This is a genomic window from Clostridium sp. Cult1 (assembly GCF_021655095.1).
Classification (GTDB): Bacteria; Bacillota; Clostridia; order Tissierellales; family Tepidimicrobiaceae; genus Schnuerera.
Window position 1 is genome coordinate 203,758 of sequence record NZ_PPXW01000001.1, and the last position, 1,170, is coordinate 204,927.

The window sequence follows — 1,170 nt, forward strand, 5'->3', positions numbered from 1 at the left end:
TATGTAGGCTATTCATGCACATTAGATAATATTACATGTCAAGAGGATAGCTCATCTATTGAATACTTAAAGAGAGAAGATATAAATGAGTTTCTCATATTTGATAGATACCTGTTTGATTCTCTTAACATAACGAAAAATCAGCTAACTACTAGGTTGGATGATGATCATCATATAATACTGGTTTATAAGAAAAACAAGAAGATAATAGGATCTATAATAATTGAATTATATGGAAGAAACAATATAAACTGCTTTATAAGGAATGTTGGGGTAAGTGAAGTTGAAAGAGGAAAAGGTTTTGGAAAGAGATTGATACTATCTGGTTTAAAAGAAGCAAAGAAAAAAGGAGCATTAAAGGCAATGTTATGGGTTGGATATGATAATATAATTGCAAGAAATTTATATGAAAAAATAGGATTTGTCTTAGATGAGAGTGAAGCAGAAGTTATATTTCAGGTATAATTAAATTCGGGAGGTAATTATGAATGAAGCTTTTGATTACGGGATTTGAACCATTTGGCGGAGAAACTATTAACCCTGCCTATGAAGCAGTTAAAACTTTAGAAGACAAAATAATGAATACAGAAATTATTAAAAGAGAAATTCCTACTGTATTTAACAAATCCATAGAAGTATTAGAAAATTTAATTGAAAATGAAAAACCGGATATAGTTATTTGTGTTGGACAAGCTGGAGGGAGATATGATATTTCATTAGAAAGAGTAGCAATAAATATAGATGATGCAAGGATAAAGGATAATGAAGGAAATCAACCAGTAGATATAAAAATATTTGAGGATGGAGAAAATGCTTATTTTACTTCACTACCTATAAAAAGAATGGTAAAGAAAATTAGAGAAGCGGGTATTCCAGCTAGTATCTCTAATACTGCAGGAACTTTTGTATGTAATCATATTATGTATGGACTATTATATTTAATAGACAAAAAATATCCTAATATAAGAGGAGGTTTCATTCATGTACCATATTTACCTGAACAAGTCATATCAAAAAGGAATATGCCTAGTATGAGTATTGAAAATATTAGAAAAGGATTAAGATTAGCTGTTGAAGTTGTTTTGGAGAAATAGAAGAACCTATACCTTGGAGGGAAAACGCTGATATGATTATTAAATTGATACAACCTAAAATGATTATGAGGCCAAT

The 1,170-nt window shown here is 29.4% G+C and carries 2 protein-coding genes; both read left to right on the plus strand.

Annotated features, from left to right (window positions below; translation table 11 throughout):
• A partial coding sequence (locus C3E89_RS00860) for a GNAT family N-acetyltransferase (RefSeq protein WP_236910614.1) occupies window positions 1-465 on the plus strand: 465 nt, incomplete at its 5' end.
• A 23-nt stretch (window positions 466-488) separates the two neighbouring features.
• Complete coding sequence (gene pcp / locus C3E89_RS00865) at window positions 489-1,094, plus strand: pyroglutamyl-peptidase I (protein WP_236910615.1); 606 nt, start codon at window positions 489-491, stop codon at window positions 1,092-1,094.
• The last annotated feature ends 76 nt before the right edge of the window (window positions 1,095-1,170 follow it).

Excerpts from the sequence above, each read along its gene's own strand:
- pcp (WP_236910615.1), top strand. The coding sequence starts at position 489 with ATGAAGCTTTTGATTACGGGATTTGAACCATTTGGCGGAGAAACTATT.